Genomic DNA, 26,727 nt, shown 5'->3' on the forward strand with positions numbered 1-26,727 from the left:
CGCCGGTCCGATCGCGGACCGGGCCGTGAGCGGGGATCATGACCGGGTGTCAGAAGATCTGGTCTGGTACGCGGCCTACGGGTCCAACCTCCACCGCGCCCGCCTGGACTGCTATCTCCAGGGCGGGCGCCCGCACGGCTCCTCGCTGTGGCACCCCGGCTGCCGGGACCCCCGGCCGCCCCGGCGGCATGTGCCACTGCTGCTGCCCGGGCGGATGTACTTCGCCATGGAGTCCGCGGCCTGGGGCGGCGGCGGGATGGCCTTCCTCGATCCGGACGGGCCGGGCAGTGCCGCCGGCCGGGGCTACCTGCTCACGGTGGACCAGTTCCTGGACGTGGCCGCGCAGGAGATGCGCCGCCCGCCCGGGGAGACCCCGCTCGACCTGGCGGCGGCGCTCCGCGACGGCCGCGCGGTCTGCGGCCTCGGCCGCTACGAGACGCTGGTCCTGGCCGGCGAGCGGGACGGCTGGCCGGTGCTCACCTTCACCGCCCCGTGGGCCGCGGGGGACGTCCCCTGGACGCGTCCCTCCGCCGCCTATCTGACCCAGTTGGGCGCGGGGCTGCTGGAGGCGCACGGCTGGACGCCGGAGCGGATCGCGGACTACCTGTGCAGCCGCCCGGGCGCGGCCGGCAACTGGTCCCGGGAGGCGGTGCGGGCCCTGCTGCCCGAGGCCGCCGACGCCTCCCGCGCCGGCCCGGGCGTCCCGGGCGCTCCCCTCACCCCGGACACCGCGGGCGCCCCCGGCGGCCCAGGCGGCCCCGGTGGTCCAGGCGCTCCCGGCGGCCCAAGCGCCTCCGGCGCCGCTACAGCTCCCGCACCGGCCGCCCGGCCAGCCAGGCCGTGACGTCCTCCGCCGCGTCGCCGTACGCGAGCTCGAAGCAGTCCGCGGTGACGTAGCCGATGTGCGGGGTGAGGACGGTGTTCGGGGCGTCCAGCAGCGGGCTGCCGGCCGGCAGCGGCTCGATGTCGTAGACGTCGAGGCCGGCCCCGCCGATGGTGCCCGCCCGCAGCGCCGAGGCCAGCGCGGCCTCGTCCACCAGGGGCCCGCGCGAGGTGTTGACCAGCCAGGCGGTGGGCTTCATCCGGGCCAGCTCGGCGGCGCCGATGATGCCCCGGGTCTCCGCGTTGAGCCGCAGATGGAGGCTGACCACGTCCGACCGCTCCAGCAGCTCCTCCCGGCTCGCGACCGGGGTCGCCCCCGCCTCGGCGGCCCGCTCCGGCGTCATGTGGCGGGTCCAGGCGAGCACCTCCATCCCGAAGGCGGCCCCGATCGAGGCCACCCGGGAGCCGAGCCGGCCCAGGCCGATCACGCCCAGGGTGCGGCCGTCCAGACCGGTGCCGACCCCGGCCTGCCAGCCGCCGGAGCGCAGCGAGGCGTCCTGCGCCCCGGCCCCGCGGGCCAGCTCCAGGATCAGCGCCCAGGTCAGCTCGGCCGCGGCGTAGCGGGACATCCGGGTGCCGCAGACCGTGACGCCGCGCGCCCGGGCCGCGGCCACGTCGATCGAGGCGTTCGCCTGCCCGGTGGTCACCAGCAGCCGCAGCTCCGGCAGCCGGGCGAGCAGTTCGGCGGGGAACGGGGTCCGTTCGCGCATCGCGATCACCGCCTGGTACGGCGCGAGCCGCTCGGCCAGCGCATCCTGGTCGGAGAGGTGCTCCGGCAGGAAGTCCACGGCGCAGCCGGCCGGCAGGCCGGACCAGACGTCCAGCCGGGCCGCCGCGTCGTTGTAGTCGTCCAGTACCGCGATCCGTGTCCGCTCGGTGCTCAAAGGCAGGCTCATGGTCGACACCCTGCCACGGGCGCCTCTCCAGAGCCCGGGAGGCCCGGCCTTCGCCCGGCTCCCCGCGAAACGGAACGGTTGCGTTTCGCTGGAACGGCGCCTACTCTTATGAGTACGGAACAGTTTCGGTCCGTTAATGGGCCGGACGCCGAAGTCCGAAGTCCTGTCCTGTCCAAAGGTCCAGTTGACGTCCCCGAGCGAGCCCTCGAAGCGGCCGTTCTCCTCCTCCGCACGGAAGACGGAAGCCTGTCGGGGCCGGGGGCGCAGGGAAGCACGAAAGCGAGGTGTCGACCGATGGGTCCTGCCGAGAAGACGGCGGAGAAGAAGTCCGCGGCGGCCCCCCGCCGCAGCCGGCTCACCCCGGAGCGGGAGGGCGAGCTCTACGCCGCCGTCCTCGACGAGCTCCGCGAGGTCGGCTACGACGCGCTGACCATGGACGCCGTGGCGGCCCGCAGCCGCTGCAGCAAGGCCACCCTCTACCGGCAGTGGCAGGGGAAGCCGCGGCTGGTGGCGTCGGCGATCCGGCACGTCAAGCCGTTCGACCTGAGCGGCCTGGACACCGGCTCGCTCGCCGGCGACCTCTACGAACTGGCCGACCGCTTCTGCCACTCCCGCAAGGACGTGGAGCTCGCCCAGGCCATCGGGGTCGCGCTGCACCGCAACGAGGATCTGGCGGAGGCCATGCACGAGACGATCGTGCGGCCCGAGCTGGAGCGGATGGACGAGATCCTCGACCGGGCGCGGGCCCGGGGCGAGATCGCCCCGGACTGCCCGGCCGCGGACTTCCTCCCGCACATGGTCATAGGCGCGGTCTTCGCGCGCTCCATGGTCGAGCAGCGCGAGGCCGACCCCGACTATCTCAAGCGCTACCTGGACAACGTGGTCCTTCCGGTGCTCGTGCGGTCATGACGAACGTTTACTACAACCAGACAATACCGATGAAAACGGTTTAACTGGTCGAATACCGGACAGATCGGCCATGCGTCTCTGTCCCTCTGCCTGGAGTCTCTTCCGGAGGACCCCTTCTCATGTCATCCACTTCAGTCGACGCCCGCGTCGGCTCCGTGTCCGGCGGGGCGACCTCGTCCCGGGGCACGGAACACCACACCCCGCATCGGTGGTGGGTGCTGGCCGTCATCGGCCTGGCCCAGCTGATGGTGGTGCTCGACGCGACCATCGTGAACATCGCCCTGCCGTCGGCCCAGCAGGACCTCGGCTTCTCGAACGACGGCCGGCAGTGGGTCGTCACCGCCTACTCCCTGGCGTTCGGTTCCCTGCTGCTGCTCGGCGGACGCCTGGCCGACCTCTTCGGCCGCAAGACCACCCTGCTGATAGGCCTGATCGGGTTCGCCGCCGCGTCCGCGGTGGCCGGCGCCTCCACCGGGCTGCCGATGCTGATCATCGGCCGGGCGGTCCAGGGCCTCTTCGGAGCGGTCCTCGCGCCGGCCGCCCTGTCGCTGCTGACCACGACCTTCACCGAGCCCAAGGAGCGCGCCCAGGCGTTCGGCGTCTTCGGTGCGATCGCCGGTTCCGGCGGCGCCATCGGCATGCTGCTCGGCGGCGTCCTCACCGAGCACCTCAACTGGCGCTACACGCTGTACGTCAACCTGCTGATCGCGGTGATCGCGGTGATCGGCACACTGGTCTTCGTCCGCAAGCCGGCGAAGGCGGCGCGTCCCTCGCTGGACCTGTTCGGCACCGTGCTGGCCGCGGGCGGCCTCTTCTGCATCGTCTACGGCTTCGCCAACGCCGAGACCCATCCGTGGAGCAACTGGATGGTCTGGGTCTTCCTGGCCGCCGGCGGCGTGCTCCTCGCGCTCTTCGCGGTCTGGCAGACCCGGGCGAAGCACCCGCTGCTGCCGCTGCGGGTACTGGCCGACCGCAACCGGTCCGCCTCGTACATCTCGGTGTTCATCACCGGTGCGGGGATGTTCGGGATCTTCCTGTTCCTGACCTACTACCTCCAGGAGACCCTCCACTACTCGCCGGTGAAGACCGGACTGGCCTTCCTGCCGATGATCGGCATGCTGATGGTCTTCGCACAGCTCGGCATGGTGGTCCTGGTGCCGCGGCTGGGCGGCAAGCCGATCGTCCCGGTCGGCGCGGTGCTGGCGGCCGGCGGTCTGGTCTGGCTCACCCGGCTCGGCCTCCACTCCAGCTACGCGCCGGACGTGCTGTTCCCGCTGCTGCTGATCGGTCTGGGCATCGGCCTGGTGATGCCGCCCGCGATGAGCCTGGCCACGCTGGGCGTCGCCCCGCACGACCAGGGCGTCGCCTCGGCGACCGTCAACACCATGCAGCAGGTCGGCGGTTCGATCGGCACGGCGCTCTTCAGCACCCTGGCGTCCAGCTCCGCCACCGACTACATCAAGCACCACCAGCCGCCGAACCCGCTGACCGCGGCCGAGGCCGCGCTGCACAGCTACGCCACCGCGTACTGGTGGGCGGCCGGGTTCTTCGTCGCCGCCGGCATCATCGCGGTGCTGCTGTTCCGCAAGGGCAGCCCGATGAAGCAGATGCAGGCCGCCGAGCGGGCCGCCGAGGCCGAGCAGGCCGCCGCCGCCTCCGGCGGCGAGCTGGACGAGGCGGAGTACGAGCGGATGCTGGCCGGCGACGCCGGAGACGGCGACGCCGCGCGGACCGCGGCGGCCCCCGCCGCCACCGCGCTCGCCGCCCCGGCCGCGGCCACCCGGCAGGAGACCCGCCAGGACACCACCCAGGTGCTCCCGGTCGCCGTCGGCGCCGCCGTCACCGGTCGGGTGCTCACCGGCGCCGGCACCCCGGTGCCGCAGGCCGCGATCACCCTGATCGACCCGACGGGCCGTCAGCTGGGCCGGGCCACCGCCGATCCGCAGGGCCGCTTCGCGGTGGACGCCCCGCGGTCCGGCAGCTATGTGCTGGTCGGCTCGGCCCCCGGCCACCAGCCGCAGGTCGCCACCCTCGCGGTGGGCGAGTCCCCGCTGGAGTACGACCTGGTGCTGGCCGGCACCGCCGGGCTGCGCGGCCGGGTCCTCTCCGAGGGGAAGCCGGTGGTCGGCGCGCTGGTGGTGGCCACCGACCCGCGCGGCGAGGTGTCCGGTTCCACGCTCACCGACGCCGACGGCGGCTACGTCTTCGGCGACCTGGTCGCCGGGGAGTACGTGCTGACCGTCTCCGGCAACGGCAGCCGGCCCACCGCCGCCTCGGTGCGGGTCGGCGACGGCGGCCCGACCGAGCAGGACGTCGTGCTGGACCCGGCCGCCGCGGTCCGCGGCACCGTCCGGCGCCTGGACGGCCGGCCGCTGGCCGACGCCCGGGTCGCCCTCCTCGACCCGGCCGGCAACGTGGTCGGCGTCCACACCACGGGAGACGACGGGGAGTACGCCTTCTCGGACCTCCCCGGCACCGACTACACGGTGGTGGCGAGCGGCTATCCGCCGGTGGCCACCCCGGTCCGGCTGGACGGCGGCGGGCAGGAGGGCTTCGACCTCTCGCTCGGCCACGAGCAGGAGGGCTGAGCTCCCGGAGCGGAACGAGTCGCGACCCCAGGCAGGGCCGGGCGGCACGGAGGGATTCCCTCCGTGCCGCCCGGCCGCTCGTGTGTCAGGCCCCGCTCCGACGGCACCCGGGGCGGCGCGCCGGGTTGCGTTCCGGTCTCGGTTCGGGAATCGCCCGATCCGGGCCCTGCACGCGTATCGCCAAGCCGAAGTGGTCTGGGCCACACTTCCCTCAATCCCGGTGCACACCCAGTCCCCGGGATGTAGGAGGGGATCGAATTGATCTTCGAGCATGGCCTTCCTCCGGACACCCTGAGCCGCCGGCGGTTCCTCCTCGGCTCCGCGCTCGCGGCGGCCGCGGCGGCGGCCGGTGCCGGCGGCCTCTCCGGTTGCGCGGCGGGCGGCGGCGGGGGCGGATCGAGCAGCAGCTCCGCGGCCAAGAGCAAGAGCAACCCCTTCGGCGTCGACTCCAGTGCCCCCTTGGAGATGGTCATCTTCGACGGCGGTTTCGGCAGTGACTACGCCAAGCACTTCGAGACGCTGTACAGCAAGGAGTTCCCGGACGCCAAGCTGAGCATGACGGCGACCCAGCAGATCACCGGCGTCCTCCAGCCGCGGTTCAACGCGGGCAACCCGCCCGACCTGGTGGACGACTCCGGGGCGCAGCAGATCAAGCTGGACGTCCTCTACGGGAACGGCCAACTGGCCGACCTCGGCCCGCTGCTGGACGCCCCCAGTGTGGACGACCCGAACACCAAGGTGCGGGACACCCTGATGCCCGGCACCGTCGCGGCCGGCACATACGGCAACTCGATGTACGACCTCCAGTACGTCTACACCGCGTTCGGACTCTGGTACTCCAAGTCGCTGTTCGCCAAGCACGGCTGGACAGTGCCGACCACCTGGGACGACTGGATCAAGCAGGCGGCGGAGATCAAGGCGGCCGGCATCGCCCCCTTCGCCTTCCAGGGCAAGTACCCGTACTACATGCTGGTGCCGATCATGGACCTGGCCGCCAAGCACGGCGGTGTGGAGACCCTGGTCGCGGTCGACAACCTGGAGCCCAACGCCTGGAAGTCGGACCCGGTGAAGCAGGCGGTGGAGGCGATCTACGAGATCGTCGCCAGGAACTACTACCTGCCGGGCACCCAGGGGATGACCCACATCCAGTCCCAGACCGCCTGGAACAACGGCAGAGCGGCCTGGATCCCGTGCGGGTCCTGGCTGGAGAACGAGCAGTTGAAGGCGACCCCGGCCGGCTTCGACATGGCCTTCGCGCCGATGCCCTCGCTCTCCGGCGACAAGCTGCCGCAGACCGCCATCCGGGCGGGCGCCAACGAGCCGTTCATCGTCCCGGCCAAGGCCAGGAACGTGCCAGGCGGCATGGAGATGATGCGGCTGATGCTCTCCAAAGCCGGCTCGGTGGCCTTCGCCCAGGTCGCCCACTCGCTGACGGTGGTCAAGAACGCCGTCGGGCCGAACGTGCAACTGCTCCCGGGCACCAGGTCCGCCAACGCGGCGGTGCAGACCTCCGGCGCCTCCACCTTCTACTGGTACTACCCCAGCTGGTACGCGCAGTTGGAGACCGACCTGGAGAACGCCACCGGAGAGCTGATGGCCGGCCGGATGAAGCCCGCGGACTGGATGAACGCCTGCCAGGCGGCGGCCGACAAGACGGCCAAGGACTCCTCGATCAAGAAGTTCAAGCGCTCCGCGTCCCTGATCTGAGCTCGGCGAGCAGAAGCGACGGAGAGTCGTATGCGGTACCGGAAGTACCCGTTCATCGTCGGCTTCCTGATCCTCCCGGTCGGCCTCTATGTCGCCCTGGTGATCTGGCCGTATCTGCAGACCTTCGGCTACTCGCTGACCGACTGGAACGGCGAGTCGCAGGCGATGCACTTCGTCGGGCTGCGGAACTACGGGCAGCTCTTCGACGACCCGGTCTTCCGGACCGCGCTCTGGCACAACGTGCTGCTGCTGGTCTTCCTGCCCCTGGTCACCATCCTCCTCGCGCTCTTCTTCGCCTTCATGCTCAACGTCGGCGGCCGGGGCGGGACGTCCGGGGTGACCGGGGTGCGCGGATCGTCCTTCTACCGGGTGGTGTTCTTCTTCCCGCAGGTGCTCTCGGTGGGCATTCTCGCGGTGCTCTTCGACTCGGTGTACCGGCCGGACGGCAGCGGGCTGGTCAACGGCGTCCTGGTGAAGCTCGGCCTGGAGGACCCGAACCACCCGTTCCTCTGGCTGTCCTCGCCGAGCGCCAGCCTGTGGTGCATCCTCTCGGTGCTCGTCTGGTCCAACGTCGGCTTCTACCTGGTGCTGTTCTCGGCGGCCATGCAGTCCATCCCGCGGGACATCTACGAGGCCGCGCTGCTGGACGGCGCCGGGCGCGCCGGCACCTTCTTCCGGATCACCCTGCCGCTGCTCTGGGACTCCGTGCAGACCGCCTGGGTGTATCTGGCGATCCTCGCGATGGACGCCTTCGCGCTGGTCTCCACGCTGACCCCGGGCACCGGGTTCGGCGGCGGCCCGGACCATCACTCCGAGGTGCTGTCCACCTACTTCATGCGGAACTTCCAGTTCTTCGGGAAGAGCGGATACGCCTGCGCGATGGGGGTGGTGCTGCTCCTCGTCACCCTGGTGATCTCCATCGCCATGCTGCGGGTGACCCGTCGCGAGCGCATCGAGTACTGAACGAACGACCGAGGGGGCTGGGCGAGTTGACTGTGATCACGGAAGAGCCCGAACGGTCCGGCCGGGCCCGCGGGGGCCGCGGGGGCCTCCGCGACCTCCAGCGGTTCGGTGACGGCGGCGGGACACTCAACGCCTTCTCCCACGGCTTCCTCGCGGTGTGGTCGCTGCTGGTGGTGCTGCCGATCGTGTGGATCGTGCTGGGCTCCTTCAAGACCGACAACGAGATCGGCGCCAGCGCCTGGTCCACGCCCACCGAGTGGAACCTCGGCTCCTTCGTCCGCGCCTGGACCAAGGCGGGCATCGGCGGCTACCTGCTGAACACGGCGATCGTGCTGGTCGGCTCCGTCTTCCTGACCATGCTGCTCGGGTCCATGGCGGCCTATGTGCTGGCCCGCTACGAGTTCCGGGGGAACCGCTTCCTCTACTTCTTCTTCGTCGCCGGCGCGATGTTCCCCATCTACCTGGCCCTGGTCCCGCTCTTCTTCATGGTGCGGAACCTCGGCATGCTCAACACCTACCAGGGCCTGATCCTGGTCTACGCGGCCTACTCGCTGCCGTTCACGGTCTTCTTCCTCCACGCCTTCTTCCGCACCCTGCCGACCACCGTCCACGAGGCCGCGATGATCGACGGGTGTTCGCACACCCGGGCGTTCTTCCAGGTCATGATGCCGATGGCGCGGCCGGGGCTGATCAGTGTGGGGATCTTCAACGTGCTGGGGCAGTGGAACCAGTACATCCTGCCGGTGGTCCTGATGGAGCGGCAGAACGGCTTCCAGCCGGACCGCTCGATGCTCGCCCAGGGCCTGGCCAACCTCCTCCTCCAGCAGGGGTACTCGGGCGACTACCCGGCGCTCTTCGCCGGGATGACCATCGCCATGCTGCCGGTGCTCGCGGTGTACCTCTCCTTCCAGCGCCAGGTGCAGTCCGGGCTGACCGCGACCGCCATCAAGTGAGGGCACCCCCGGTCCCCCCGCGGCTCCGGAATGGCGTACACTTACTTGCTAGACACAAGCAACAACCCGGGGCCGGGCCCCGGGTGACTAGGTGAGTGGGTGGGGTCATGGATAAGGGGACGGTCCAACCCCAGCCGACCGCGTCGCGAAAGCGGGCGGACCAGCAGGCGAGTACGGCGGGGACGGCGACTGCCTCGAAGACGGTGAGCACGGCGAAGACCCGGACCGCGACCCAGGCCGCGGCCGAGCTCGCGGACGAGATCGTCCGCTTCGGGCGGCTGATAGCCGCCTGGAAGAGCCACTCCTCCGCCGATCGCAGCGCCGCGGACCGCGTACTGCTGGCCCGGCTCGTGGTGGGCGGTGAGCGACGAGCCACCGACCTGGCCGCGGAGGCCATGCTCGACCTCTCGACGGTGAGCCGGCAGGTCCGCTCGCTCGTCGACCGGGGACTCGTGGAGCGCAGGCCCGACCCGGAGGACGGGCGGGGAACGCTGCTGGCCGCCACCGATGCGGGGCGCGCGGCCTTCGACGAGTACCGCAGGCAGCGGAACGCCGAGATGGCGGAGCTGCTGGCGGACTGGTCGCCCCGGGACCGCTACGACGTGGTCCGGCTGATCGGACGGCTGAACGAAGACTTGGCGGAACAACATGCGCGGCGCTGCGCCGGGACCACCGGGATCGCCGCGCGGCAAGGAGAAGGACAGGCATGAGCAATGCCGCATCCCCGCCCATGGCGGGGGCGACGGGGGGCAGGGCAGGTGCGATACCGGCGCCCGTCCCATCCGGTGGGCTGACCCACCGCCAGATTCTCACCATCCTCAGCGGCCTGATGATGGGGATGTTCCTGGCCTCCCTGGACCAGACCATCGTCAGCACGTCGATCCGCGTCATCGCGGACGACCTCAACGGGCTCTCCCAGCAGGCCTGGGTGACCACGGCGTACCTCATCACGTCGACCGTCACCACGCCGCTGTACGGCAAGCTCTCCGACATCTACGGTCGGAAGCCGTTCTTCATCTCCTCGATCGTCGTCTTCGTGCTGGGCTCCGCGGCCTGCACGTTCTCCACCTCGATGATCGAGCTGGCCGGGTTCCGCGCCTTCCAGGGCATCGGCGCCGGCGGTCTGATGTCGCTGGCCCTCGCGATCATCGGTGACATCGTTCCGCCGCGCGAGCGCGCCCGCTACCAGGGCTACATGCTGGCGGTCTTCGCCACCTCGACGGTGCTCGGCCCGCTGCTCGGCGGGTTCCTCTCCGGCCAGGCGCACATCGCCGGGATCGCCGGCTGGCGCTGGGTCTTCCTGGTCAACGTGCCGATCGGGATCATCGCGCTGTTCGTGGTCGCCAAGGTGCTGAACATCCCGCACACCCGCCGGGACCACCGGATCGACTGGTGGGGCGCGGTGACCATCGTGATCGGCGTGGTCCCGCTGCTGCTCGTCGCCGAGCAGGGCCGGACCTGGGGCTGGACCGACTGGAAGTCGCTGCTCTGCTACGGCATCGGCGTGGTCGGCCTGATCGTCTGGGTCTTCGTCGAGATCGCGATGAAGGACGAGGCGCTCATCCCGATGCGGCTCTTCCGCCTCGGCGTCTTCTCCAAGACCAGCATCACGTCGGTGTTCATCGGCATGGGCATGTTCGGCGCGATGATGATGATCCCGCAGTACCTGCAGATCGTGAAGGGCGAGAGCCCGACCAAGGCCGGTCTGATGACGCTGCCGATGGTGGGCGGGATGATGATCGCCTCGATCATCGCCGGTCAGCTGACCTCACGCACCGGTCGGTACAAGATCTTCCCGACCATCGGCACCCCGCTGATGATCGCCGCGTCGCTGCTCTTCTACTTCCGCGTCGAGTGGGACACCCCGCTCTGGGAGACCATGGTCTTCATGGGCATCTTCGGCCTCGGCCTGGGTGGCTGCATGCAGACCCTGGTGATGGCCGTGCAGAACGCGGTCGAGCCGAAGGACATCGGGGTGGCCACCGCCTCCTCGACCTTCTTCCGTCAGATGGGCGCCACGGCCGGTACCGCGATCTTCCTCTCGGTGCTGTTCTCGAACGTCTCCGGCAAGATCGCGGACGCCTTCCGCTCGGCCGTCGCCACCCCGGCCTTCCAGGCCAAGCTGCACGACCCGGCGGTGCTGAAGAACCCGGCGAACGCGCCGGTGGTCAACATGATCAAGCACCCGGGCGCCGGAGGGAACTCCAGCGGGGTGCTCAACGACTCCTCCTTCATCCAGAGGCTGGACCCGGTCCTCGGCGCGCCCTTCAAGGAGGGCTTCGCCAACGCGATGCACATCGTGTTCCTGCTGGCCGCCTGCATCGTGGCGCTGGCGTTCCTGGTCATCCTCTTCACCAAGGAGGTTCCGCTGCGGCAGATCTCGGCCCTCCAGGCCCGGGAGCAGGAAGCCGCGGCGGCCAACGGCGGAGCGGCGGCCGGACCGGTCGACGCGGCCGCCGTCTCTTCGGCCGAGGCCCCGGCCGCCGAGGTCACCGGCCTCGCCGGCGGCGGCAACGGCCGGCATCGCGCTCCGGTCGGAGCCGGTGTGCAAGCACAGCCCGCGGCGGTCGCGCTGGCCGAGCGGGCCCCCGCAGCACAGACCAGCACCAAGGTGGTGAACTCCCTGAACGGCTCGACTAACGGCGCCGCACCGCTCGGCGCCGAGATTCGCGGACTCGTCCGCAGCGGCGAGGGCACCCCCGTCCCGTCCGCCGTGGTCACCCTGATCGACCTGGGCGGGCGTCAGCTCGGCCGGGCCGCGACGAGTGGCGACGGCCGGTACGCCCTGGGTATCCCGGGCGGCGGCACATACGTCCTGATCGGTTCGGCCGAGGCGCATCAGCCGCAGGCCGCCACAGTCGTCGTGGACGGAAACGGCCTCGACTACGACCTCGTTCTGAGCAGCAACTCCGGCCTGGCCGGCACGATCAAGGACTCGGTGACCGGTGAGCCGGTGGCCGGAGCCCTGGTCGTGGCCACGGACGCGCGCGGGGAGGTGGTCGCCTCCGGCGTCGCCGACGCGGGCGGCGGCTACAACTTCCCGCAGCTCGTCCCCGGCGCGTACACCCTCGCGGTGAGCGGGGCCGGCCACCGGCCGACCGCGACCCCCGTCGAGGTCGCCGCCGGCGGCACCTCCCGGCAGGACGTCGAGCTCGCGCCCGGCGCCCGGCTGGCCGGTGTGGTGCGCGCGGCCGGCAACGGCCGCCCGTTGGCGGACGCCCGGGTGACCCTGCTCAACTCCGCCGGTAGCGTGGTCGCCGCCACGGTCACCGGCGAGGACGGGTCCTACGGCTTCACCGATCTGGACAGCGGTGAGTACACCGTCATCGCGAGCGGATACGCCCCGGTGGCGACCCCTCTCCGGGTCAACGGCTCCGGCGCGTCCGGCTTCGACCTGGCTCTCGGTCACGAGGGCACTTCGCAGGCCGAGGGCGACGCGCTGGGCAGGCACGGCAAGCACAGCAAGGAGAACCTCGGATGAGCAGCGGCGTCCGCGCCCGTATCCGCACCAAGGACGGCTGGGTCATCGGCCACGGCGTCCTGACCCTGGCCGACGCGACCGGTACCCAGGTCGCGAGAGTCGAGGCGGATGAGAAGGAGGGCGCCGTAGAGACCGGGCCGCTGGAGCCCGGTATGTACACGGCGATCGTGACCGCGGCCGGCTACGCCCCCGCGGCGGCCACCGCGCTGGTCTCGGCCTCCGGCGCGGACCTGGGGACGATCGTCCTGCAGCGGATGGGCGGCAGCGAGCTGCCGCCGCCCGGGGTGTGGACGATCGACCCGGTGCACTCGGAGATCGCGGCGGTCGCCAAGCACCTCGGCCTCTCCACGATCCGCGGCATCTTCCACGAGTTCAGCGGTCAGGTCGTGATCGACCCGGTGGTGGAGAAGTCCAAGGTCACCGCCGAGATCAAGGCCGCCAGCATCGACACGGGCAACTCGATGCGGGACGACCACCTGCGCAACGGGGACTTCCTGAACGTCGAGGAGATCCCGCTCATCACGTATGAGAGCAACGGGCTCACCCCGAACGGTCCGGACCGCTGGACCGTGCAGGGCGTGCTGACGCTGCGCGGGGTCGCCCGGCCGGTCGACCTCGACCTCGAGTACCTCGGCACCGGGCCCGACCCGTGGGGCGGGACGCGGGCGGCGTACCGGGCGACCACGACGCTGAGCCGGGACGAGTTCGCGATGAACGACTTCAATCCGATGGTGCGGGCGGGGATCGCCGCCGTGGGCACCACTCTGAAGGTCGAACTCGAGATCCAGACCGTCCAGGGCGACGGGAGCGACGCGGCGTAGCCGCGACGCGGGGCGGGGCCGGGCATTTCTTCTGCCCCGGCCCCGCCCCTTCCCGTTTCCCGGGGTTGCCGCCCCGGACCCCTCCGGCGTGCCCCGAACGCAGCGACGAAGTCGCAAGTAAGGGGCGCGGGGAACTGCGCGCCCGGCCGGCTACGGCGCCGCACTCGGCAACGGCCACCGGGTTGCAGCCCGGACTCCGCTGCCGGGTGCGGCGCCGTAGACGCCTGGGCGCGCAGTTCCCCGCGCCCCTGAAGTGGCCCTTCGGGCCTACTCCCGGGGCCGCAGTTCCCCGCGTCCCTGGAGTGGCCCTTCGGGCCTACTCCGGGGGGCGGGCAGCCACTAGGCCGACGCTGCTGTCAGGCGGGTGACCTGCTCGGGGGTCAGTTCCAGCGTCGCGGAGGCGAGCAGCGCCGGCAGCTGTCCCTCCGATCGCGCGGAGGCGATCGGCGCCGCCACCGTCGGCTGCGCGCGGAGCCACGCCAGCGCGACGCTCGCCTGCTCGGCCCCCGTCTCGGCCGCGACGGCCGCCAGCGCCTCCAGCACCCGCCGGCCCCGCTCGGACTCCAGATACGGCTGGACCCGGTTCGCCCGTGCCCCCTCGGCCACGCTCCCCGGCTGGTACTTCCCGGTGAGGAACCCGGCCGCCAGGCCGTAGTAGGGCAGCGCCGACAGCCCGAACTCCTCGGCCACCGAGGCGAGTTCACCCTCGTAGGTGTCCCGCGAGACCAGGTTGTAGTGCGGCTGCAGGGCGACGTACCCGGCCAGTCCCTCGCGCCGGGAGAACTCCAGCGAGGCGCGCAGCCGCTCCGGCGAGATGTTGGAGGCGGCGATCTGCCGCACCTTGCCGGCCTTCACCAGCTCGTCCAGCGTGCCGATGATGTCCTCGACCGGCACCGACTCGTCGTCGTAGTGGGTGTAGTAGAGGTCGATCCGGTCGGTGCCGAGCCGCCTGAGGGAGGCGTCCGCAGCGGCGCGGATGGTCTCCGGCTTGAGGCCCTTCAGCTCGGGGTGGGCGCCGACCTTGGTGGCCAGCACGATGCCGTCCCGGTTGCCGCGGGAGGCCAGCCAGCGGCCGAGGACGCTCTCCGACTCGCCGCCGGAGTGTCCTTCGACCCAGGCGGAGTACGCGTCCGCGGTGTCCACGAAGTCGCCGCCGGCCGCCGCGTAGGCGTCCAGGACGGCGAAGGACTCCGCCTCGTCCGCCGTCCAGCCGAAGACGTTGCCGCCGAGGGAGAGCGGATACACGGTCAGGTCCGAGGTGCCCAGCGATACGCGCCGGGCGGGAGTGTTCTGTGCCATGCGTCCATACAACACCCCGGTCAGCCGGCGCCGCCTTCCGCGGTGATCGCGACCGCGAGCAGTTCCTCGGCGCCGGACCGGAGGAGGGCGGGGAAGTCGCCCTGCTGGTCCGCCGCCACCCAGCGTTCGGTGGCCAGGCGGAGCACCGCCATCCCGGCGTCGGTGGCGAGCCGGGCGGTGCGGCGGTCGCAGCCGCGCTCGACCAGCGCGGCGGTGAGGGCCTCGGAGAGGGCGGCGAGCTTGATCAGTTCGCGTTCCCGCAGCGGAGGGTTGGCGGCGATGACGGCCGCCCGCTCCTCCAGGAACGCGCGGGGGCGGATGACCTTGGGCGCCGCCTCGAACGCGGTCAGCAGGGCCGGCAGCGGCGGGGTGCCGGCGGGGACGGCCGCGATCGCGGCGAGGAACTCCTTCTCCAGGTCCTCGCCGCCGCCGAAGAGCGCCTCCCGCTTGTCGGCGTACCAGCGGTAGAAGGACCGCTCGGTGAGGTTGGCGCGCTTCGCGATCTGGGCGACCGTCGTGCGGTCGTAGCCCTGCTCGCGGAACAGGTCGAGGGCGGCCCGTTCGAGCCGGCCGCGGGTGTTGCCTTCCCACCGTGCCATGCCGCCATCTTAGCGACAGCAGATGCTGTCGTCACTCTGCTAGCGTGGTGAGTGACAGCAGATGCTGTCATCACTTGCCAGGAGGCTTTCATGCGCACTCTTCGCTTTCACGAGCACGGGCCGGCGCTCGACGTGCTGCGGCTGGAGGAGGCGGAACCGCCGGTCCCCGGCCCCGGGCAGATCCGGATCGCGGTCCAGGCCTGCGGGCTGAACCCGGCCGACTGGGCGCTCTGCGAGGGGCTGTTCGCCGGCGAGCTGCCGCGCGGGATCGGCCTTGAGGTGTCCGGCACGGTGGACGCGATCGGCGAGGGGGTGGCCGGGGTGGCGATCGGCGACCCGGTGCTCGGCCCGGCGCCGTTCCTCGGGCCGACGGCGGGCGCCGCCGAGCAGGCGCTGCTGGACGTCTGGTTCCCCCGCCCGGCGGGGCTCGACCCGGTCGCCGCCGCCGCGCTGCCGATGGCGGTCGAGACGGCGTGCCGGGGGCTGCGGGCGCTGGGTGTCTGCGACGGGGCGGAGGGCAAAACCGTGCTGGTGCACGGGGCCGGTACCACCGTCGGGTACGCGGCCGTGCAGATCGCGATGGAGCACGGCGCCCGGGTGCTGGCCACCGCCGGGGAGACCTACGCCAAGGAGCTGCGGGCGCTCGGCGCCGAGGTCACCGGCTACGGGGAGGGGATGGCCGAGCGGGTGACCGGCCTCGCGGGCGGGCCGGTCGACCTGGCCTTCGACGCGGCGCCGGTCAGCGGCGCGCTGCCGGTCCTGCTGCAGACCGTGAGGTCGCCCCGGGACGTCCTGACGGTCAGCGACTTCGGGTCCGCGAAGGAGCTGGGCGCGCGCTTCAGCGGGCCCGGCGGCGAGGGCACCATAAGCAACGACGTGCTCGGCCACTACGCGCGGCTGGCCGCCGAGGGCCGGTTCTCGGTCCCGGTGGCCCGGAGCCTTCCGCTGGCGGGCTGGCGGGAGGGGGTGGAGGCCAGCCTGTCGGGCCGGGCCCGCGGGAAGCTCGTCCTGCGGATCGGCTGAGCGGTCGGCCGTGCGGCCCCGGGGTGGCGCAGACCACGTGACCCCGGGGTTCACGCATGCGGTCGGGATTCAATAACATGAATACCGTCCACGAACGTGAACGAGCGCCGTACTCGCCCGGTTGAGGAGCCCTGCCCGATGGACCCGATGGACCTGCACGCCGTACTCACCCCGCCGCTCTCCTTCCCGCTCACCCCCTTCGACGAGGACGACCGGGTCGCGGCGGACGTCCTCGCCGAGCATGTCGGGGAGCAGATCGCGGCCGGCAGCCGGGCGGTCTTCGTCGCCTGCGGCACCGGGGAGTTCTCCGCCCTCAGCCGTTCCGAGTACCGCGAGGTGGTGCGGATCGCGGTGCGGGTCGCGGCGGGCCGGGTGCCGGTCTTCGCCGGGGCCGGCGGCGGGGCGGCGACCGCCCGCGAGTACCTGGCGGACGCCGCCGAGTGCGGGGCGGACGGCGTCCTGCTGCTGCCGCCGTACCTCGTCTCGTCCACCCCGGAGGGGGTGCTGGCGCACATCCGCTACGCGGTCCGGGACACCCGGTTGCCGGTGATCGTCTACCAGCGGGCCAACGCCGTCCTCGACCCGGACACCGCGCTCCAGCTCCTGGACCTGCCGCAGGTGGTGGGCCTCAAGGACGGGATCGGCAACATCGAGCAGATGAACCGGATCGTCACCGCGGTCCGCACCAGCGGGCATCCGCGCGCGGCCGGGTTCCACTTCCTCAACGGGCTGCCGACCGCCGAGCTGTCCACCGCCGCGTACCGGGCCATCGGGGTGACCAGCTACTCCTCCGCCGTCCACGCCTTCGCCCCGGACCTCTCGCACGCCTTCGCCCGCGCGCTGGACGCCGGCGACCAGGACCTGGTCGACGACCTGATGGCCGAGTTCCTGCTGCCCCTCGGCGAGTTGCGGGACAAGGTGCCCGGCTACGCGGTCTCCCTGGTCAAGGCCGGGGCGCGGCTCGGCGGCCTGGCGGCCGGGCCGGTCCGCCCGCCGCTGGTGGAGCCGACCGAGGCGCACACCGAGACGCTGGCCGCGCTGATCGAGGCCGGCCGCGCGGTGCTGCGCAAGCACGCCGCGGACGCGGAAGGGGCCGCCGAGTGAGCGCCGACAGCGGACTGACCATTCGTCAGGTCACCGTCACCCCGGTCGCGTTCCACGATCCCGCGCTCCTCAACGCGGTGGGGGTGCACGAGCCGTACGCGCTGCGCAGCGTCATCCAGCTGCATTGCGACGGCGGGGTGGTCGGCCTCGGCGAGTCCTACGGGGACGATGCCTTCCTCCGGCTGCTGGAGGCGGCGGGGCGGAGGCTGATCGGCCTGGACGCCTTCCACCTCGGCCGGATCCGGCGGGCGGTCCAGGAGGCCTGCGGCGGCGGGGCGTTCGCCGACAACCACGGGCTGACCGGGCGGTCCTCCAGCTCCAAGACCGTGCTCTCGGTCTTCTCCGCCTTCGAGGTGGCCTGCCTGGACGCGCAGGGTCGGGCGGTCGGCCGCCCGGTGGCCGACCTGCTGGGCGGAGCGGTGCGGGACGCCGTGCCGTTCTCGGCGTACCTCTTCTACAAGTGGGCCGGCCACCCCGAGGCCGAGTACACCGCGGGCCCGGTCGCACCCGACCCGTGGGGCGAGGCGCTCGACCCGGACGGCATCGTCCGGCAGGCCCGGCGGATGGTGGACGGGTACGGCTTCGGCGCGATCAAGCTCAAGGGCGGCGTCTTCGCCCCGGAGGAGGAGGTCGAGGCGATCCGGGCGCTGCGCCGGGAGTTCCCCGAGCTGCCGCTGCGACTCGACCCGAACGCCGCCTGGACCGTGCCGACGGCGATCCGGGTCGCCGAGGCGCTCGGCGGCGAACTGGAGTACCTGGAGGACCCGACCGACGGGATCGAGGGGATGGCGGAGGTGGCCGCGGCCACCGAGCTGCCGCTGGCCACCAACATGTGCGTGGTCGCCTTCGAGCACCTGGAGCCCGCGGTTCGGCGGAACGCGATCCGGGTGCTGCTCTCCGACCACCACTACTGGGGCGGGCTCACCACCTCGCAGCGGGTCTCCACCCTCTGCGAGACCTTCGGGCTCGGCCTCTCCATGCACTCCAACAGCCATCTGGGCATCTCGCTGGCCGCGATGGTGCACCTGGCGGGCGCCACCGAGCACCTCAGCTACGCCTGCGACACCCACTGGCCGTGGAAGCGCCCGGACGAGGACGTCGTCAAGCCGGGTGTGCTGCATTTCACTGACGGGGCGGTGCCCGTGCCGAAGGGCGCGGGACTCGGCGTGGAGCTCGACGAGGACGGCCTGGAGCGGCTGCATCGGCTCTATCTGGGCTGCGGACTGCGCCGGCGGGACGACACGGCGTACATGCGCCGGCTTCACCCGGACTATCGACCCGCCACTCCGGGGTGGTGAGGTCTCAAGCCCGAGTCGTTAGGCTCACGTCCCATGTCCGACTACCAGAACCACCCTGGATACCAGAACCCTCCGGGGTACCCGGCGCAGAACGGCTATCCGCAGCAGGGCTCCCCGGAGGCCACGCAGGGGATGCCGCAGGCGGAGCGGCCCCAGCAGCAGGGCGTTCCCCAGCAGGGCTTCCCGCAGCAGGGGATGCCTCAGCAGGGGATGCCGCAGCAGGGGGCGCCCGGGTACCCCGGCGCGTCCGCCGGCTACCCGGGCGGGCCCGGACAGCAGCAGCCGGGTGCCCCGGCCGGGTACCCGCAGCAGGGCGGCGGCTACCCGCAGGGGCAGCCGGGCGCGCCCGGGCCCGGCTACGGCGGTGCGCCCGGCGGGTACCAGCAACCCCCACAGCAGCAGATGCCGCCGCAGGCCCCGCAGCAGCAGATGCCCTCGCAGGCCCCGCAGCAGCCCGGCTACGGCTATCCGCAGCAGGGCGGCGGCGCCACCTTCCCGCAGGGCGGGCGGTACAACACGCCTCCCGGCGGCGGTCAGGTCCCGGGCGGGCCGCAGGCCCCCGGCGCTCCGGCGCCCGGGATCGGCGGGGACGACCCGGCGGCCAGCACCCAGATGTTCCAGGCCTTCGTCAACGAGGGGGCGCCGAACACCGATTCGACGGCCACCTATGCGGCGGAGAGCAGCGGCGGCGGCAGCCGTACCGGTCTGATCGTCGGCGCGGTGGTCGCGATCGTCGTCGTCATCGCCGTCCTCTGGTTCGCCCTCAAGTGACGCTCCGTCACTGCGGGCCCGTCGACGGGATGGTGGGACGGGCCGCGGTGGATGTGATTCGCGTCACATCGAGGCGTCGCGCCGCATGCCGACGGCGTCATGCGGCGAGCGGGGCCGACGCGGTCGGCGGGCCCGGGGCGGATCAGCTCTTCGCGGTCGCCGACACCTGGGAGACACCCGAGACGGTGGTCACCATGTGGAGGCCGGCCGGCACCTGCCAGTCGGCGAGGCAGAGCGTCCAGGTCTCCGGGAGGGTGCGGTGCGCCGGCACCGGGGCCGCGAGCGGCTTGCTCATCGCGTAGGTCCACCAGGTCAGGCCCAGCGCCCCGACCACCTTGATCTGAAATCCCACGGTCGCCGATCTCGCCGCCTGCCCGCCGGAGTCGGCGAGGTCCACGGTGACCTTCTGGCACCAGTTCTGCGCCGTGCCCGCGGTGTGCACGGCGACGGCCTTGAGCACGGGCGGGCCCGCGGGGCGCGCGGTCCCGGTGCCGCCACCGGACGGCGAGCCGGGCGAGGCGCCGGTCGAGCCGGTCCCGGACCCCGAGCCGGAGCCCGCGTTCGTACCGCCCCCTGCGCTGCCGGGTGAGCCGGCGCTGGCCGGGGCGGGGGAACCGCCGGAACCGCCCGAGGGCGTGCGGTCCCGCGCGGTGGGGGAGGTGGTGGAGGCGGAACCGGCCGATCGGGTCGAGCCGCCCGTTGATCCGTGTCCGTGTCCGGGGCCCGGCCGCGCTCCGGCCGCCCCGTCCAGCGAGGAGCCGGACGAGCCGGCGGACGCGCTCGGAGCGACCCCGCCGAAGGGCCCGGAGGCCACCCATCCGCCCGTCCGCTCGCCGCAGGCGGTGAGGGTGAGCAGCAGAGCGGCGCCCAGCGCCGCGCCGAGCGCCCCGGTGTGCCGCCGTGCGCCCCTCGTGCCGCGCCCACCGCTCCCGCCGCTCGTGCCCATCGTCGCCCCTTCCGGATGGCCGGACCCGCGTCCACCAGGTTACTGACGGAGCATCAGATCGCCAGGGGCGCGCACCGGGCTCTTGTCCGCGCATGCCAGACTGGCCGGGCCGGCACACCCGCGTGACCCGACCGGGAGGGGCGTACGTGACCTCGCAGCAAGCGCTCGACGACCAGCCGATCGGCCGCAGCCTGGCGCTCCGCGGCGCGGCCAACGCCCGGGACCTGGGCGGATATCGCACCTCCGACGGCCGGACCGTCCGCTCGGGGCTGGTCCTCCGCAGCGAGGCGCTCGGCCGGCTGGACGAGGGCGACCGGGCCGCTGTGGCCGCGCTCGGCCTGCGGCGGGTGATCGACCTCCGCGGCCTCGACGAGGTCGCCCTCCACGGCGCGGACCTCCTGCCGGACGGCGTCGAACTCCGCCGGCTCCCGGTGTACGCCGCCGACCGCGACATCTACGTGGCCCTGCGGGAGGCGCTGGCCGGACGGGACGCGGCGGCCCAGGCCGCCCTGCTGGGCAACGGCGGGGCCACCCGGCTGATGACCGGGATGTACGCGTGGTTCGTCACCGACGAGGCGATCCGCGGGCACTTCGCCGAGGTGCTCCGCAGCCTGGCCGAACCGGACGGCGTCCCGCTGCTCATCCACTGCACGGCCGGCAAGGACCGCACCGGGTGGGCGGCGGCCCTGCTGCTGAGCGCCCTGGGCGTGCCTCGGGACGTCGTCTACCGGGACTACCTGCTGACCAACGAGCGGTCGGCGGCCACCACGGCGGCGATCATGCAGGCCTTCGCGGCCGGCGGCGCGGTCGCCGACCCGGCCCTGATGCTGCCGCTGCTGCGGGCCGAGGCCGGCTATCTGGACGCCGCCTTCACCGCGGTCGAGTCCGGCTGGCCCGACCTGGAGACCTTCCTGGAGGACGGCCTCGGCCTGGACGGGGACACCCGGGGCCGGCTGCGCGACAACCTCCTCACCGCGGCCTGAGGCCCCGGCCGGCGCGTCCTTGGCCGGACGCGATCCCCGGCGCGTCCTTGGCCGGACGCGCTCCCCGGCCGGGCGTGACCCCGGCCGGGCGCGGCTCCGGCCGGGCGTGACCCCGGCCGGGCGCGGCTCCGGTCAGGCCTCGGCGATCAGGCCTTCCCGCAGCTGGGCCAGCGTGCGGGTGAGCAGCCGGCTGACGTGCATCTGGGAGATCCCGACGTCCTCGCCGATCTGCGACTGGGTCATGTTGGCGAAGAAGCGGAGCATGATGATCCGCCGCTCCCGCGCGGGCAGCTTGGCCAGCAGCGGCTTGAGTGACTCGCGGTACTCGACGCCCTCCAGCGCCACGTCCTCGTAGCCCAGGCGCTCGGCCAGCGCCCCGTCGCCGTCCTCCTCCAGCGGGGTGGAGTCCAGCGAGGAGGCGGTGTAGGCGTTGCCCACCGCGAGGCCCTCGACCACGTCCTCCTCGGAAGCGCCGAGGTAGGCCGCGAGTTCGGCGACCGTCGGGGAGCGGTCCAGCTGCTGGGAGAGGTCGTCGCCGGCCCGGGTGAGCGCGAGCCGCAGCTCCTGGAGCCGCCGCGGGACCCGGACCGACCAGCTGGTGTCCCGGAAGAACCGCTTGATCTCGCCGATCACCGTCGGCATGGCGAAGGTGGGGAACTCCACCCCGCGCTCGGGGTCGAAGCGGTCGATCGCCTTGATCAGGCCGATGGTGCCGACCTGGACGATGTCCTCCATCGGCTCGTTGCGGCTGCGGAAGCGCGCCGCCGCGTACCGCACCAGCGGCAGGTTGAGCTCGATCAGGGTGTCCCGCACGTACGTGTGCTCGGCACAGCCGGGCAGCAGTGCGGACAACCGCCGGAAGAGGGAGCGGGAAAGCGTCCGGGTGTCCAACCCCGTGGTCGCCACGTCCTCGACGTGCTCGAAGTCGACCGCGTCCACCGCGTCGGCCGCGGCCTCCACGGCCTCCGCGGACCGCGGCTGCGGGAGAACCGCCGCATCGGAGCGAACCTCAGGGATGTCCAGCTCTACGGACATGCCACCCCTCCAAGCTCAAGACTGCGCTGTCACCTTGACCGGTCGTCGAGTCGACATGACGACGACTCGACGTACCTCCACTGGGATACCGGATCAGCATCCACGGCAAACCCGAACAGCGCCAGATGTCACGCGAAGGTAACGCGACGTAACCGTTCGTCAGTTCCCGTCCCAGACATTGGTGTTGCGAAGTTGGGCGAAGATTCGGGAAAGCAGCCGGGAAACGTGCATCTGCGACATTCCGAGCTCATGGCTGATCTGACTTTGCGTCAGGTTTCCGAAGAACCGCAGAAGGACGATTCGCCGTTCTCGTTCCGGGAGTTGGACGAGGAGATGGCGGACCATGTCGCGGTGTTCGACATGGGTGAGCGCGCTGTCCTCGTAGCCGAGCCGGTCCACCAGGGCCGGCCCGCCGTCGCCGCCCTCGGAGGCGGCCTCCAGGGAGGCCGCGTTGTACGCCCGCCCGGCGTCCAGGCAGGCCCGCACCTCCTCCTCGGGGATCCGCAGGCTGGCCGCGATCTCCGGGACGCGGGGCGCCCGGCCGTGGGTGACGGTGAGCTCCTCGGCCGCGCTGGACACCTGGAGCCACAGCTCCTGGAGGCGGCGGGGGACGTGCATGGTCCGCACGTTGTCCCGGAAGTAGCGCTTGATCTCGCCGAGGATGGTCGGCAGCGCGTAGGTCGGGAACTGGACCCCGCGCTCGGGGTCGAACCGGTCGATGGCGTTGATCAGCCCGACCGTGCCCACCTGGACGATGTCCTCCATCGGTTCGTTGCGCCCGCGGAAGCGCGCGGCGGCGTACCGCACCAGGGGGAGGTTGACCTCGATCAGGGCCGCACGGACCCGCTCGTGTTCGGGTGAGTCGGGAGGCAGTTCGGCGAGTCGCTCGAACAGCGTGCGAGTCAACGCCCGGATGTCCAGGGTCTGTTGCTGCTGCTTCTCGCCGACTTGCTGAGCCCGCACGGACGTTGCACCCCTCGGTTCACCCCTCGAGGTCTGACCGGCGGCGGGCGGCTCTGCTTGGCGCTCGGTCCACCATCCGTCAAACCGGTCATAGCATCACAAGTCGCACGGTATGAGGGCAAGGACCGCAAATAGGTGTGTTGACGGCAGGGCGCCCCGGAAAGGGGCGCTGAGCTGGGCTTTCGTTCGGCTACTTGACCAGGTTGGTCATAAAGGTGCCTACCGCCTTGGCGGCATCCGAGATCCCCACGAAGCCCGTTCTGACCAGCTCGGAGGCGCGTACCGGGGAGGTGATGACGGTGTACAGCACAAATACGACCAGGAGCACTGTGATGATCTTCTTCGCCTGAGCCATGGCTGTTCCGCCTCCCTCGGTCAGTCCCCTGCCGACCTTCAGGCGGCAGCCTATCCGCCGGTCGGGCGAGCGTGGGGGCGCGCGGGAGGGTGGTGGAGCGCACTCGCGGGAGCTGTGCGAGCGGAGGGAAGGGCCGAAGGAGAGAAAAAAGGGGGGAGCGGTAGGGGGGACGAACCGCTCCCCCCGGCGGAGTCCCACAACCGGCGGCCGCGTCGGGGGGGAAGTCGCGGCGACCGGTCCCACAGCGGGGGCTCCGGATCACGCACCGAGGGGGTTCCTGCCAGACCGTCCCGGTACGACCTCCATCCTCCGTGAGCGCCGGGCTGCGGGCAGCCGTCCTCGGACCCGTTCCAGCGGGACCTTCGCGGGGGATCGGAAGGGACCTCGGTCAGGACTTTCGCGCGGCCGGCTCGGGGGATGGCGGGCGGGGGGGCGGCTGCTCGGCCGCTCGGCGCTCGCCTGCTCGCCTGCTCGGCCGCGCGCCTGCTCGGCCATACGGTCGACCGCCTCCGCCGAACGCCTCTCCAGGCTGCCCACCGCTCGTGTGAACTCTATCGGTCGGGGGATTGCCGCCACCGTCCGTCTGTGCACGGTACCTAGGCCGTCGTCGACAGGCAGTTGACGATCAGTCAGGAAAGGTCCGGACGTAGATGCGACGTTTGTTCGGAGGACGGTGGTGCGGCCGACGGGCCGCGAGCACCGCCGCCGCCCTGCTGGTGCTCCCCCTGCTCGCGCTGGGCCCCGAGGCCGGAACGGCCTCGGCGGCCGGCGGCGGCTACGGCAGCTGGCGGATGAGCGGGCAGACCGGTTCGCTGAGCTTCCCGGTGACCGGCTTCCCCGCCGCCACCGTCGCCACCACCAGCAGCAGCCCCGCGGTACCCGGCGGCTCGTCCACCTTCCTCGGCCCGGCGACGCCGTTCGGTGCCGAGTTCGGCAGCTCGCGCGGCCACAACTACCTCTCCGTGCGGACCGCGCCCGCCGGGGTGCCCTCGGTCACCACCATCGACTTCGCCTCCCCGACCCCGGCCGGCGGCTGGGGCTTCGCGCTCGGCGACATCGACGCGGACCATATGCAGATCAGCGCGACCGGCGCGGACGGGCAGCCGCTGACCGCCGACCAGCTCGGCTGGCAGGGCGCCTTCAACTACTGCGCGGTCTCCCCGCGCCCGGGCACCTGCACCCGCCCGCCGTTCACCGACGAGCCGACCTGGGACCCGGCCACCAGCACCCTGGTCGGCAACGTGGTGGACACCGACGGCGGGGCGGGCTGGTTCAAGCCGACCGTGCCGATCCGGTCGATGACCCTCACCTTCTCGGTGCAGTCCGGCATTCCGGTGGGCCAGATCTGGATGGCCGCGCTGCACCGCGAGATCAGCGGGAAGGTCAGCCTGCAGGACGGCACTCCGCCGCCGTCCACCACGCTGCAGCTGCGGCATGCCGACGGCAGCCGGGTGCTGGACGCCGACGGCAACCCGGTCACCGCGGTCACCGACGACCAGGGCCGCTACTCCTTCCCGGACGTGGCCGCGGCGGACTACCAGGTGGTGATGCGCACGCTGAGCGGCTTCCAGCCGGTCGGCCCGACCCGGCGGAGCGCGGAAACCGTCCGGCGCTCGGCGTACGAGGTGGACTTCGTGCTGAAGCACAAGCCGGTGAAGGTGAGGGAGCAGCAGCGGATCGCCGAGCCGCCGGTGGATCTGCCGAAGGACGCCCAGCAGGTGGAGATCCCGCTGCCGCCGGTCGACGGGTCACCCGTCACCGACGTCAGTGTGGTGAGCCCGCCGGAGCACGGCAGCGTGGACTTCCACGACGGCGTGCTCACCTACCACGCGGAGCCGGGCTGCCCGCCGGAGGGCGTGGACCGGATCGCCTACGAGGCGTACAACCGCGCGGGCAGGGCGGTGCTGCGCGAGACCACCGTGCGGTACGCGCGCTGCATGGGGCCGACGCTGGCCGCCACCGGCACCGACGGGCGGCTCGCGCCGCTCGGGGTGGCCTCGGTCGGCCTGCTGCTGGCCGGCGCGGGAGCGGTGATCGCGGCTCGGCGACTGCGCAGGGGCTGACCGGCCGGTACCGCCGCCCGCCCTCGGCCCGGGTTCCTCCGGGCCGGGGGCGGGCGTTCGCGTGCCGGGTGTGCCGCGCACAGGTGGCGGGCCTCGCGCGGGCCGGCGATCAGGCCAGGGAGAGGAAGAGCTTCTCCAGTCGGCCCTTCATCTGGTCGAGGTCGGCGGAGCCGGCCTCCTTGCCGCTCAGGCAGTACTGGAGGCCGCTGGCGATGATCGCGAAACCGGCCCGGTCGAGAGCGCTGGACGCGGCGGCGAGCTGGGTGACCACGTCCTCACAGTCCCGGCCCTCCTCGATCATCCTGATCACTCCGGCGATCTGGCCCTGGGCCCGGCGAAGCCGGTTGAGCACGGTCTTCAGCTCGTCGTCCGCCAGAGGTAGTTCCACCACAACTCCATTCCTATACCCCCGCAGGTACCCTGAGCACCGGGGGTCCACGACCGAAGAGTAAGAGAAAGAGACCGCATGCCCAGCACTGCCACCGGCGTCCTCTCTCCTGAGCAGGTCGACGCCCGCCTCGCCGAGCTGACCGTCGTCGACGTCCGCACCCCTGGCGAGTACGCCTCCGGACACCTGCCCGGTTCCCACAACATCCCGCTGGACAGCCTCGACCAGGCGGTGGGCGCGCTGCGCGGCGTCGCCGAGCGCGGTGACCTGCTGCTGGTCTGCGCCTCCGGCGCCCGCTCCGGCACCGCCGCCGAGCGGCTGGCCGCGCAGGGCGTGCCGGCCGCCGGACTGGACGGCGGCGTCCAGGCCTGGACCCGGAGCGGCCGCGAGCTGGACCGGCCGGCCGGCGCCCGCGCGACGTGGGCGATGGAGCGCCAGGTCCGGCTGGCCGCCGGGTCGCTGGTGCTGACCGGTGTGGCGCTCAGCAAGCTGTCCCGCTGGTCGCTCGTCCTCTCCGGAGGCATCGCGGCCGGTCTGATCTTCTCCGCCGCCACCGACACCTGCGGCATGGCCGCCGTCCTGGCCAAGCTCCCGCACAACCGCCCGCGCGCCACCGACGTGAAGGCGGTCATCGCGGCGCTGGACGCCTGAGCTCGAAGATAAGGTTAGGCTCACCTTAGTTACTGGGAAGGGTGAGCTG

At 72.2% G+C, this 26,727-nt stretch carries 24 protein-coding genes and 1 pseudogene; 17 read left to right on the forward strand and 8 right to left on the reverse strand.

The annotated features are described in order from the left end of the window. Nucleotides 1-46 precede the first annotated feature (46 nt). Nucleotides 47-844 carry a hypothetical protein gene (locus tag BS73_RS20120; RefSeq protein WP_063837030.1) on the forward strand — a complete coding sequence of 266 codons (798 nt, stop codon included), beginning with the start codon at nt 47-49 and terminating at the stop codon, nt 842-844. On the opposite strand, the gene BS73_RS20125 is transcribed toward BS73_RS20120, so the two are convergent. Further along, nucleotides 804-1,778 carry a D-2-hydroxyacid dehydrogenase family protein gene (locus tag BS73_RS20125; RefSeq protein WP_037574474.1) on the reverse strand — a complete coding sequence of 325 codons (975 nt, stop codon included), beginning with the start codon at nt 1,776-1,778 and terminating at the stop codon, nt 804-806. The genes BS73_RS20120 and BS73_RS20125 overlap by 41 nt on opposite strands. 294 nt (nt 1,779-2,072) lie before the next feature. Between BS73_RS20125 and BS73_RS20130 the strand changes: the two genes are divergently transcribed. The 9 genes and pseudogenes from BS73_RS20130 (at nt 2,073) to BS73_RS20165 (ending at nt 13,200) form a co-directional block, all read left to right on the forward strand. Continuing rightward, nucleotides 2,073-2,687, forward strand: a complete 615-nt coding sequence (locus BS73_RS20130; protein ID WP_037574476.1) for a TetR/AcrR family transcriptional regulator — start codon at nt 2,073-2,075, stop codon at nt 2,685-2,687. A gap of 119 nt (nt 2,688-2,806) precedes the next feature. Beyond that, a pseudogene (locus tag BS73_RS39725) lies at nt 2,807-4,306 on the forward strand (MFS transporter); the annotation flags it as partial. Nucleotides 4,307-4,378: 72 nt separating this feature from the next. Next, a complete protein-coding gene (locus BS73_RS39730; RefSeq protein ID WP_235215702.1) occupies nt 4,379-5,275 on the forward strand; it encodes an MSCRAMM family protein in 897 nt (298 codons plus the stop codon). Between the two features lie 258 nt (nt 5,276-5,533). After that, nucleotides 5,534-6,982 carry an N-acetylglucosamine/diacetylchitobiose ABC transporter substrate-binding protein gene (gene ngcE / locus BS73_RS20140; protein WP_235215467.1) on the forward strand — a complete coding sequence of 483 codons (1,449 nt, stop codon included), beginning with the start codon at nt 5,534-5,536 and terminating at the stop codon, nt 6,980-6,982. Nucleotides 6,983-7,012: 30 nt separating this feature from the next. After that, nucleotides 7,013-7,945 (forward strand): carbohydrate ABC transporter permease, encoded by a 933-nt coding sequence (locus BS73_RS20145; RefSeq protein ID WP_037574479.1) that lies wholly within the window; start codon nt 7,013-7,015, stop codon nt 7,943-7,945. A 32-nt stretch (nt 7,946-7,977) separates the two neighbouring features. After that, nucleotides 7,978-8,898 (forward strand): carbohydrate ABC transporter permease, encoded by a 921-nt coding sequence (locus tag BS73_RS20150; protein ID WP_051940147.1) that lies wholly within the window; start codon nt 7,978-7,980, stop codon nt 8,896-8,898. 203 nt (nt 8,899-9,101) lie between these two features. Continuing rightward, nucleotides 9,102-9,608, forward strand: a complete 507-nt coding sequence (locus tag BS73_RS20155) for a MarR family winged helix-turn-helix transcriptional regulator (protein ID WP_037574482.1) — start codon at nt 9,102-9,104, stop codon at nt 9,606-9,608. Next, nucleotides 9,605-12,379, forward strand: coding sequence for an MFS transporter (locus BS73_RS20160; protein WP_084704218.1), 2,775 nt, complete (start codon nt 9,605-9,607; stop codon nt 12,377-12,379). The genes BS73_RS20155 and BS73_RS20160 overlap by 4 nt, the downstream gene beginning before the upstream one ends. Beyond that, the gene (locus BS73_RS20165; RefSeq protein ID WP_037574484.1) at nt 12,376-13,200 is read left to right on the forward strand and encodes a YceI family protein; all 825 of its coding nucleotides are present in this window, start codon (nt 12,376-12,378) and stop codon (nt 13,198-13,200) included. Before BS73_RS20160 ends, BS73_RS20165 begins: the two co-directional genes overlap by 4 nt. 339 nt (nt 13,201-13,539) lie before the next feature. On the opposite strand, the gene BS73_RS20170 is transcribed toward BS73_RS20165, so the two are convergent. Beyond that, nucleotides 13,540-14,499, reverse strand: a complete 960-nt coding sequence (locus tag BS73_RS20170; RefSeq protein WP_037574487.1) for an aldo/keto reductase — start codon at nt 14,497-14,499, stop codon at nt 13,540-13,542. A gap of 20 nt (nt 14,500-14,519) precedes the next feature. Beyond that, on the reverse strand, nt 14,520-15,098 hold the full coding sequence (locus tag BS73_RS20175; RefSeq protein ID WP_037574489.1) for a TetR/AcrR family transcriptional regulator: 579 nt from the start codon (nt 15,096-15,098) through the stop codon (nt 14,520-14,522). Nucleotides 15,099-15,188: 90 nt separating this feature from the next. Between BS73_RS20175 and BS73_RS20180 the strand changes: the two genes are divergently transcribed. The 4 genes from BS73_RS20180 to BS73_RS38825 all read left to right on the forward strand — a co-directional run bounded on the left by BS73_RS20180 (nt 15,189) and on the right by BS73_RS38825 (nt 19,294). Then, nucleotides 15,189-16,121 carry an NADP-dependent oxidoreductase gene (locus tag BS73_RS20180; protein WP_037574492.1) on the forward strand — a complete coding sequence of 311 codons (933 nt, stop codon included), beginning with the start codon at nt 15,189-15,191 and terminating at the stop codon, nt 16,119-16,121. Between the two features lie 138 nt (nt 16,122-16,259). After that, a complete protein-coding gene (locus BS73_RS20185) occupies nt 16,260-17,225 on the forward strand; it encodes a 5-dehydro-4-deoxyglucarate dehydratase (RefSeq protein WP_051940149.1) in 966 nt (321 codons plus the stop codon). Further along, nucleotides 17,222-18,523, forward strand: coding sequence for a glucarate dehydratase family protein (locus BS73_RS20190; protein ID WP_235215468.1), 1,302 nt, complete (start codon nt 17,222-17,224; stop codon nt 18,521-18,523). Before BS73_RS20185 ends, BS73_RS20190 begins: the two co-directional genes overlap by 4 nt. Before the next feature lie 33 nt (nt 18,524-18,556). Further along, nucleotides 18,557-19,294: a hypothetical protein gene (locus BS73_RS38825; RefSeq protein WP_051940150.1), complete on the forward strand. Its 738-nt coding sequence runs from the start codon at nt 18,557-18,559 to the stop codon at nt 19,292-19,294. 142 nt (nt 19,295-19,436) lie between these two features. Here BS73_RS38825 and BS73_RS34870 read toward each other — a convergent pair whose 3' ends face one another. Beyond that, the gene (locus BS73_RS34870; protein WP_051940151.1) at nt 19,437-20,240 is read right to left on the reverse strand and encodes a hypothetical protein; all 804 of its coding nucleotides are present in this window, start codon (nt 20,238-20,240) and stop codon (nt 19,437-19,439) included. A gap of 146 nt (nt 20,241-20,386) precedes the next feature. Between BS73_RS34870 and BS73_RS20205 the strand changes: the two genes are divergently transcribed. Then, a complete protein-coding gene (locus BS73_RS20205) occupies nt 20,387-21,223 on the forward strand; it encodes a tyrosine-protein phosphatase (protein ID WP_051940152.1) in 837 nt (278 codons plus the stop codon). A 132-nt stretch (nt 21,224-21,355) separates the two neighbouring features. Here BS73_RS20205 and BS73_RS20210 read toward each other — a convergent pair whose 3' ends face one another. The 3 genes from BS73_RS20210 to BS73_RS38830 all read right to left on the reverse strand — a co-directional run bounded on the left by BS73_RS20210 (nt 21,356) and on the right by BS73_RS38830 (nt 23,576). Next, the gene (locus BS73_RS20210) at nt 21,356-22,258 is read right to left on the reverse strand and encodes an RNA polymerase sigma factor SigF (RefSeq protein WP_063837032.1); all 903 of its coding nucleotides are present in this window, start codon (nt 22,256-22,258) and stop codon (nt 21,356-21,358) included. Nucleotides 22,259-22,417: 159 nt separating this feature from the next. Beyond that, the gene (locus tag BS73_RS20215; protein WP_037574494.1) at nt 22,418-23,221 is read right to left on the reverse strand and encodes an RNA polymerase sigma factor SigF; all 804 of its coding nucleotides are present in this window, start codon (nt 23,219-23,221) and stop codon (nt 22,418-22,420) included. 190 nt (nt 23,222-23,411) lie between these two features. After that, the gene (locus BS73_RS38830; RefSeq protein ID WP_200886714.1) at nt 23,412-23,576 is read right to left on the reverse strand and encodes a hypothetical protein; all 165 of its coding nucleotides are present in this window, start codon (nt 23,574-23,576) and stop codon (nt 23,412-23,414) included. A gap of 650 nt (nt 23,577-24,226) precedes the next feature. On the opposite strand from BS73_RS38830, the gene BS73_RS34875 reads away from it, so the two are divergent. Continuing rightward, nucleotides 24,227-25,639: a carboxypeptidase-like regulatory domain-containing protein gene (locus BS73_RS34875; RefSeq protein ID WP_152617664.1), complete on the forward strand. Its 1,413-nt coding sequence runs from the start codon at nt 24,227-24,229 to the stop codon at nt 25,637-25,639. A 109-nt stretch (nt 25,640-25,748) separates the two neighbouring features. Here BS73_RS34875 and BS73_RS20225 read toward each other — a convergent pair whose 3' ends face one another. Beyond that, nucleotides 25,749-26,027 (reverse strand): metal-sensitive transcriptional regulator, encoded by a 279-nt coding sequence (locus BS73_RS20225; protein WP_037580365.1) that lies wholly within the window; start codon nt 26,025-26,027, stop codon nt 25,749-25,751. Between the two features lie 78 nt (nt 26,028-26,105). Here BS73_RS20225 and BS73_RS20230 point away from each other — a divergent pair, with 78 nt between their 5' ends. Then, a complete protein-coding gene (locus tag BS73_RS20230; RefSeq protein WP_037574496.1) occupies nt 26,106-26,678 on the forward strand; it encodes a rhodanese-like domain-containing protein in 573 nt (190 codons plus the stop codon). Nucleotides 26,679-26,727: the final 49 nt, after the last annotated feature.

Source organism: Phaeacidiphilus oryzae TH49 (genome assembly GCF_000744815.1).
Lineage (GTDB): Bacteria > Actinomycetota > Actinomycetes > Streptomycetales > Streptomycetaceae > Phaeacidiphilus > Phaeacidiphilus oryzae.

Excerpts from the sequence above, each read along its gene's own strand:
- BS73_RS38830 (WP_200886714.1), bottom strand. The coding sequence starts at position 23,576 with ATGGCTCAGGCGAAGAAGATCATCACAGTGCTCCTGGTCGTATTTGTG.
- BS73_RS20130 (WP_037574476.1), top strand. The coding sequence starts at position 2,073 with ATGGGTCCTGCCGAGAAGACGGCGGAGAAGAAGTCCGCGGCGGCCCCC.
- BS73_RS34875 (WP_152617664.1), top strand. The coding sequence starts at position 24,227 with ATGCGACGTTTGTTCGGAGGACGGTGGTGCGGCCGACGGGCCGCGAGC.
- BS73_RS38825 (WP_051940150.1), top strand. The coding sequence starts at position 18,557 with ATGTCCGACTACCAGAACCACCCTGGATACCAGAACCCTCCGGGGTAC.
- BS73_RS34870 (WP_051940151.1), bottom strand. The coding sequence starts at position 20,240 with ATGGGCACGAGCGGCGGGAGCGGTGGGCGCGGCACGAGGGGCGCACGG.
- BS73_RS20160 (WP_084704218.1), top strand. The coding sequence starts at position 9,605 with ATGAGCAATGCCGCATCCCCGCCCATGGCGGGGGCGACGGGGGGCAGG.
- BS73_RS20180 (WP_037574492.1), top strand. The coding sequence starts at position 15,189 with ATGCGCACTCTTCGCTTTCACGAGCACGGGCCGGCGCTCGACGTGCTG.
- BS73_RS20125 (WP_037574474.1), bottom strand. The coding sequence starts at position 1,778 with ATGAGCCTGCCTTTGAGCACCGAGCGGACACGGATCGCGGTACTGGAC.
- BS73_RS20145 (WP_037574479.1), top strand. The coding sequence starts at position 7,013 with ATGCGGTACCGGAAGTACCCGTTCATCGTCGGCTTCCTGATCCTCCCG.
- BS73_RS20170 (WP_037574487.1), bottom strand. The coding sequence starts at position 14,499 with ATGGCACAGAACACTCCCGCCCGGCGCGTATCGCTGGGCACCTCGGAC.
- BS73_RS20210 (WP_063837032.1), bottom strand. The coding sequence starts at position 22,258 with ATGTCCGTAGAGCTGGACATCCCTGAGGTTCGCTCCGATGCGGCGGTT.
- BS73_RS20165 (WP_037574484.1), top strand. The coding sequence starts at position 12,376 with ATGAGCAGCGGCGTCCGCGCCCGTATCCGCACCAAGGACGGCTGGGTC.
- BS73_RS39730 (WP_235215702.1), top strand. The coding sequence starts at position 4,379 with ATGCTGGCCGGCGACGCCGGAGACGGCGACGCCGCGCGGACCGCGGCG.
- BS73_RS20175 (WP_037574489.1), bottom strand. The coding sequence starts at position 15,098 with ATGGCACGGTGGGAAGGCAACACCCGCGGCCGGCTCGAACGGGCCGCC.
- BS73_RS20185 (WP_051940149.1), top strand. The coding sequence starts at position 16,260 with ATGGACCCGATGGACCTGCACGCCGTACTCACCCCGCCGCTCTCCTTC.
- BS73_RS20230 (WP_037574496.1), top strand. The coding sequence starts at position 26,106 with ATGCCCAGCACTGCCACCGGCGTCCTCTCTCCTGAGCAGGTCGACGCC.